7 protein-coding genes are annotated in these 6935 nt (G+C 41.4%); all 7 read right to left on the reverse strand.

The genetic code is table 11. The features are described 5' to 3' along the window. On the reverse strand, positions 1 to 396 hold a 396-nt coding region (locus AB1488_07460), incomplete at its 3' end, for a hypothetical protein (GenBank protein ID MEW6409934.1). Between the two features lie 145 nt (positions 397 to 541). Then, entirely contained in the window at positions 542 to 823 is a 282-nt protein-coding gene (locus AB1488_07465; GenBank protein MEW6409935.1) for a hypothetical protein, read from the reverse strand. Beyond that, entirely contained in the window at positions 804 to 2375 is a 1572-nt protein-coding gene (locus tag AB1488_07470) for a hypothetical protein (protein ID MEW6409936.1), read from the reverse strand. The genes AB1488_07465 and AB1488_07470 overlap by 20 nt, the downstream gene beginning before the upstream one ends. A 213-nt stretch (positions 2376 to 2588) precedes the next feature. Then, positions 2589 to 3653 carry a FecR family protein gene (locus AB1488_07475; protein MEW6409937.1) on the reverse strand — a complete coding sequence of 355 codons (1065 nt, stop codon included), beginning with the start codon at positions 3651 to 3653 and terminating at the stop codon, positions 2589 to 2591. A 16-nt stretch (positions 3654 to 3669) separates the two neighbouring features. Next, positions 3670 to 5184, reverse strand: a complete 1515-nt coding sequence (locus tag AB1488_07480; GenBank protein MEW6409938.1) for a tetratricopeptide repeat protein — start codon at positions 5182 to 5184, stop codon at positions 3670 to 3672. Positions 5185 to 5313: 129 nt separating this feature from the next. Next, positions 5314 to 6096 carry a hypothetical protein gene (locus tag AB1488_07485; protein ID MEW6409939.1) on the reverse strand — a complete coding sequence of 261 codons (783 nt, stop codon included), beginning with the start codon at positions 6094 to 6096 and terminating at the stop codon, positions 5314 to 5316. A gap of 38 nt (positions 6097 to 6134) precedes the next feature. After that, positions 6135 to 6935, reverse strand: an 801-nt coding sequence (locus AB1488_07490) for a helix-hairpin-helix domain-containing protein (protein MEW6409940.1), incomplete at its 5' end; no start/stop codon positions are given.

Here is a 6935-nt window from a genome sequence, read left to right on the forward strand (position 1 = left end):
GAAACGCCTGTTTGTGCCATTATCAACATCAAATTCTTCTACGATTTCAGATTTTCCAGCAGTGTCAACAGTCCTTGTTATGGTTGACATATCAGAGGCACTTATAGTGAATCTTACACTTACAACAGAAGAAGGTATAGATGCAAATGCTGTATCAGGAATAAAAATGCCTTTTATCTTTTTTATAATAGGTGAGCGTTTGATGGATGCCAGAAGCGTCTTTCTTTCTATATCCACACGCGCCGCAAATGAGCCCGCACCAAGTGTTATTGTAACCGCAGATGTGCCTCCACCGGAGCCAGAGCCTCCTCCTGAAGACCCACCCCCACCCCCTCCACAGGAATATACGCCTGATAGGAGGGTGATAAGTAAAATTATTGTCAAAAACCTTTTCATAAAAATCACCACCTTAATCCTAATTCCATTAAATCCGAAATCCTAATATCTAAATCCTAAACAAATCCAATTAACCCCTCCCGTCCTCCCCTTAGATAAGGGGAGGATTGAGGTGGGGTTATTCGAATTTAGGATTTTTCCCCATTCATCTATACAACATACCGTAAATACGGTCACTTGCTACGAATGCAAAGACCACATTGTCGTTTCTGTCAATGTCGCCTTCCTCTTCATCTGTGCTCTGGACAGTCCCTCCCGTATTTACTATCAGAGAATCTGAAGTCCAGTACGAACTTGACCATGGCGGATCTGCCTTTTTGAAATAATATATATCAGTTCCACTCACTGTCTTTCTGTAAACGGTATAAGCCTTATAAGCCGAAGTATTACCTGCAACCACCACACCATCATTTATACTTGAAGCCATTAAAAGAGCAGAGTCCCATGCACTTGAACCCCCATGTCGCTCCGCTGTTATATCTTTTCATGTAGAGGGTGTAAGACCCTGCAGAACCCGTAATATAGGAAACGATAGCATCATAGTTACGCGAGAAAAATACCTCAACGCCACTTGGAGTATCCGTTATGTTTACACCACTATCAAGACTTACCGCTGATGACCATCCACCTGATGTATCATATTTCTTCACATACAGATATTTATAAGACGCATCATATACATATGCAACCATAGCATACAGGCTGTCGCTGCTTGTTAGTCGGGGGAATATCGCTACAGCATGTTTAAGCGCATCCCCTGAATATATAGATGTAGCCCCTGTCCATGAATCTGTTGCATTACAATAGACATTAGCATAAAGAGCGCTGGTACCGTGCTCAAAAGATAGTATTATATCTCCGTAATAATTGTAATCCATCTGGAGATTTGTTACATCGGAAGATTGATTAGCATCCCTTCTTGTGCCCGAAGCAGAGGATAGCCCAGAGATTGTGCTGGCTGATTTGGTATACAGACGTTGATACGAACCATCTGAAGGTTCTGACTGTGTAAATGCAACAGTAATTATTCCCTGATAATCTATCGATACCTCACCAACTGAACCGACATCATACGATGCTCCATTATCTATGGTATATAGACTTCCCCAGCTATCATTGCTGAACTCCCTTGCATAGAGTCTCCATGTGCCAGAAGTCCCGCTTGATTTCTGTCTGAATATCACGATAGCCCTGTTGCCACCGGAATCATTATGCTGGTAGTTATCCTCAATCCCAACTTTTGCATATATCTCTTCATCCGAGGCATAACCATTATCAATCCTGACAGGTGTCCCCCATCCAGAGCCCATCTTGTATCTAACCGCATAGAGATAGTAATTACTCCCGCTTATTACATTATATACTACTATAGCAAGACCCTTCGAATTCAAAGCGGATGACTTAAGTTTATAAGTATATCCACTTCCGAGGTCTATCGTCACTGCGCTACTCCAGGATTTGGATGGGTCAGATATTGAAGATGCGGTTATTGTAAGGGATAGGTCTCCACCTATAAGGTCAGCCGTAGTCGAACCAGAATATATAATGGTATTCCAGAAATTCTTTCCTTCAACGATAAACTGTCTTCCTGTGCCATTCGGGACATCAAAGGTGCTTGATACATCAGACGACCAGTCTGTAACAGTCACTGTGTTTGTCAGTTCTGTAAAATCTGAACCTCTAACAGTAAATGTTACATATTTTACAGGGGATGGTACAGAAGCCACAGCTCTACCGGCTGACAGAACCCTTGCAAGCCATTTCGCAGGTTTAGAATGCTTAATCTGTGCAAAAAAGGTCTTTCTCTCTATAGTTACTTTAGCCCACGACCCTGAGCTCATACTCATTGTAACAAGGGAACTACCACTCCCGCTTCCTCCTCCGCCACCCCCAGAAGACCCACCTCCACCTCCTCCACAGGAATATACGCCTGATAGGAGGGTGATAAGTAAAATTATTGTCAAAAACCTTTTCATCATATTTTTGGGGGACAGTCCCGATTCTAATCCCCCCTCGCCCCCCTTTAGTAAAGGGGGGATGGGGGGATTTTGGTATCGTAAATCTGGGACAGTCCCCATAAAGCAGAAAATAGGTCAGCCCCGTATTTAATTACGGGGTTGCCTGACATCCGAGGCAGGATGCCTCGGCTATTTTCTCTGCTCCTTAATCCTTTAATCCTTAATCCTGATACCTTATTGCCAGTTAACATTAATCCTTACCCTCGTTTTATTTACAGTAGTCGAAGGACTTGTTTCTGTTATAGGAACATAAAATGTCCCTGTAACTCCAGGAGGCGGTGGACCCAAAATCAGTAGCATTCCAGGCATAGGAGCTATCATACCCGGCATGGGTGGTCCGGGCATACCCGGCATCATAGGACCAAACATCGTTATCGGAATACCGGGCATAAGTCCGGGCATACCAGGTAATGGCGGCATTGCAGGCATCAATGGAGGCAAGCCCGGAGGCACACCAGGAGGCGGTGCCACTGCTACCGGTGGTGCAGGCGGTGCTTCAGCAGGTGGTGGAGGTGCTGCTGGTGGCGCAGGCGGTGCCACTGCTACCGGTGGTGCAGGCGGTGCTTCAGCAGGTGGTGGAGGTGGTGCCTCTTCTTTTGGTTTTGGTTTTGGTGTTGTTCCCTGAATAACACTCTGTATTTGCTCGGGTTTCACAGGAAGAGGTGGCGCTGGCGGTCTATTTATAGCAACAATCGTGGCCTCTTTTGGTCCTAAAGTAACTACACCGACAATCTTTGGATCTATATTTCTGACTGTAACTCGTCCTTCAAGTGCCATTACCTGCGTAAGTGCAGGAACGGAGATTACCACGAAATCTGTACCCCTTATTCCTGCAATTGCCGTTGTTGAATTCACCTCATACCGCGATCCCTCCGCCTTGAAGACCTTTGGCACAATGCTCCTAACCGAACCCCTGAATGTTTTAACTACGCTTGAACGTTTATCCTCTGCTGGATTAAATAAAAACTCTGTAATCTCGAGTCTTGATGATTCCCCTATATTCACTGTAGATTCATCTACAAAAGTAATCTGTGCCTTAGATGCAGACTTAGTCCTGACAATATCACCAACAGATACCGTATCACCTTCCTTTACGGGGGATGCCCTTTTTTCACCTGGTTTGAGCAAATCAACCTTTCCTTCTATGATTGTAAATTTGCCCGCAACCGCTGCTAATGATATATCTGGAATTATGAGGGCGATAAGTATCATTAAACCTATCTTATATAATCGTCTCATGTTATCCTCCTGAGAGTTACCATCTGTAAGTAAGACCTATACTGCTTGTTGTTCTTTTATAGTCCAATGCCTTTATATTTGAATCATCCACTGTATGAACCAACTGAAGTGTTGCTTTTAATCCAGCCATTATGTCATATGTTAACAAAGTTGAGTATGTATATACCTGGTCTTTCCTCCTTTTATTATACTCAAAATCCGTCTCCCCTGTTGTGTGCGTATTCAGATACTGCTGTATATGATATTCCGCAGATGCATTTATATTTAGTTTCTTCATAATCGGATACAAAACGCTCACTGTTGCCTTATTCCCTCTATAGTCCCAGTTCCTTCCCTGAGTATCGTCATAGTCAAAGTCATACTTTACATTTATAAATGCGTTTCCTTCTTTAAATAAATACAGATAGCCAATCCCTGCACTACTATTCTTTCCATCCCTGTCTTCGTGTGCTGATGATGGAGGTTGAAGGTATTCCTTAAACGAGAATTTATAGGTTAACTGAATGGCGTGCGCTTGGTTCAAGAGCCTCATATATGTTGGATTTATACTGTATGTGAGTGAATACTTTTTGTCATCAAGATAGGTATCACTGACGCTTAGGTTTATATTATATACATTGTTTCCATCCGTATATGATGGAACAAGGTTAATGGTATGACTCGAGACATCGAAAGAGGCAAGTTTGAAATGCATTGTCTGAGAAAATGCATACTGTGCTATAAGTGTTAAAGGTCCTTCTATCAATGGTGCATAATCAACAGAAAAATTGTAAACGCTCTTTTTGTCACTCTTTCCACTAACCCCTGCTGCCGCTTCCTCAACTGCGGGTTTTGTAAGGACATTATCATCATACATCAAGGTTACCCCTGCTGAAAGGCTAATTCTCTTCTCTTTCAATTTTAATTCAATGGCATCCATGTATCGTTTTGCTATCTCTGCAAGATCTGATTTAGGGTCAGCCATCACAACCGCCTTGAAATACTCCTTTGCCCTTGTTACATAGTTGTCTCTCATATACAATGTCGCTATCTGATAATCAACCATCTGGGCAATAGATTTCTCAATCTCTTTCGCTTTGTTTAAATATCTTATTGCCTCTTTAGTCTTTCCAAGACCCATAAAGACAAGACCCCTCATCATAGCGGTATTCGCTGGTTTTATGTTTCTTTTTTCTGCCTCGCTGAGATATTTATCCGCTTCTTTCAACTCTCCTATCTGAAAAAGGGAGTCGCCTATCTCATAGTAAAGGTCAACTAATTTGGGATCAAGGGTTAAGGCGATTTTCAGATACTTGACGGCTTCTTTGAAATTCTGCATAAATTTATATGCCATTCCAAGATAATATGATGTTAGAGGATTCTTTGGCTCAAGATTATACGCCTCAAGAAAACTATCAAGTGCCTCTTCGTAGTTTTCTTCCTGAAAATCCTTTATTCCCTGAAGTAACTGTGGTGACTCGGCTGATGATATACGGATAAAACAAAAAACAATTACAAAACAAAATACCACTGAGGTTTTCAAATAAGCCATCTCTACTGCCCTTCCTTTCTACGCTGTTAGGGATAAAAAATTGTATCATCTTATTGTAAGTTCTACCTCTGAATACTTAATGTATCTTATATACTAAATTCTATAAGAAATGCAATAGTTTTCTTATCTTTATGGCATTTTTATAAAAACTGTTACCTTCCCTTCCACACTGGTGTTATTCAACCTGAGCGAGGTATTACCTGTTGGAAGTCCAAATATAGAAATATCAAGTGTTTTTGGGACAGCACCTCTGTTGTTTCCTTTCAACTTTTTAATAGATGCGTTGCCTGAAATCCGCATGCCATCTAAGAACCTGAATGGAACCGCCTTTATTTTAATATCTGAAGGTGCTATATCTTTCCAGTTCAGAATAGCTGACTCTGACACAATACCATTTATACTGCCATTTGATTGCGTCGTTGATGTAAATCTCCATGTAAATCTACCACTGAGAAGGCTGAACCACACTGGATAGACATCTACCTTTCTAAGTCTTATCGAATACTTTGGGGACAGTCCCGATTCTAATCCCCTCTCGCCCCCCTTTAGTAAAGGGGGGATGGGGGGATTTTGGTGCCATAAATTTGGGACAGTCCCCTTAATTGTAACATCTTCCATGTGGAGTGATGGCTTACATGTGGGTCTAACACTCATTATCTCAGCCTTTATTCCCCACTGTTTTTCAATCCATTTAGATACCGCTTTGTTGAATAACGATGACGGAGTATCAGTAATGAGCAGGACTATAAGAGACAGCATCAATAAAAATAACAATAACCCTATATAATAAAAAACCTTCTTATACTTCGGGGACAGTCCCGATTCTACGACTCCGCTTTGCTCCGTCCGTAAATCTGGGACAGTCCCCTTACCCCTACCCCTCTTTTCATAATAAAAAACCTTCCTTTTCACTTCTTATCCCTTAATCCTTACCCCTTTAATCCTTAATCCTAAAAGACTTCCCTCCATATCTTCCTCTCTACATGCTCTCCCTGTCTTTTAACAAATCCCTCAAGTTTCTTGCTCACATTACCAACATTTGCCTGTGATTGAATAGAAAAACCCGAACTACGAACATCTATAATATCTGTAAACGAAAGCATGATAAGGTCATCCATACCTGTAATCTTCATCAATTCTGATTTCTTTTTAAATGGGCTTTCTTTCCTGTATGTTATAATCTCATTGATAAGGGCATCGGTAAGCAATGGAGATAGTGAGGCAAGAACTGTTTTGTCTACGGTATTTATATTTATCAATCCAGCTGAATGGACTGTTATATGTCCTTCAAGTTTCCTAAAATCCTTTGATGGAATTATATTTAATAGCTCAGATGCATCATCGAGGGAATATCTCTCTTTTTTGTTTTCCTTAATCCAGAGGACTATTCTGTCAGCAGACTCTTCTCCTATATCAAGGATATCAAGGAGATGTTTGAATCGTGAAAGCGAGGGCTCATCAATCCTCCCATTAGGCGCCACGAGCCTGTTAATATTGAATTTTGATGATTCATCGGTAATAATGACCGTTACAAGACCATCCTCTACCTGATAATCTTTAATACCCTTTGCCCAATCCTCATCGAGCCCATCATAATTGTTGTCCTTTCCATCCTTTGAAAGTGCTAACATTCCCATATTCATGCCTGACTTTGCAAGATAGAATGCCTTAATACCATCCGATGCATATCTTGCCTTCGTAAACATCATCCTGCTTTTATGTGTCATATCAAATATAAGGAGTGAAAGAAG

The sequence above is a fragment of the Nitrospirota bacterium genome (assembly GCA_040756155.1).
In the GTDB taxonomy this organism is placed as follows: domain Bacteria; phylum Nitrospirota; class Thermodesulfovibrionia; order JACRGW01; family JBFLZU01; genus JBFLZU01.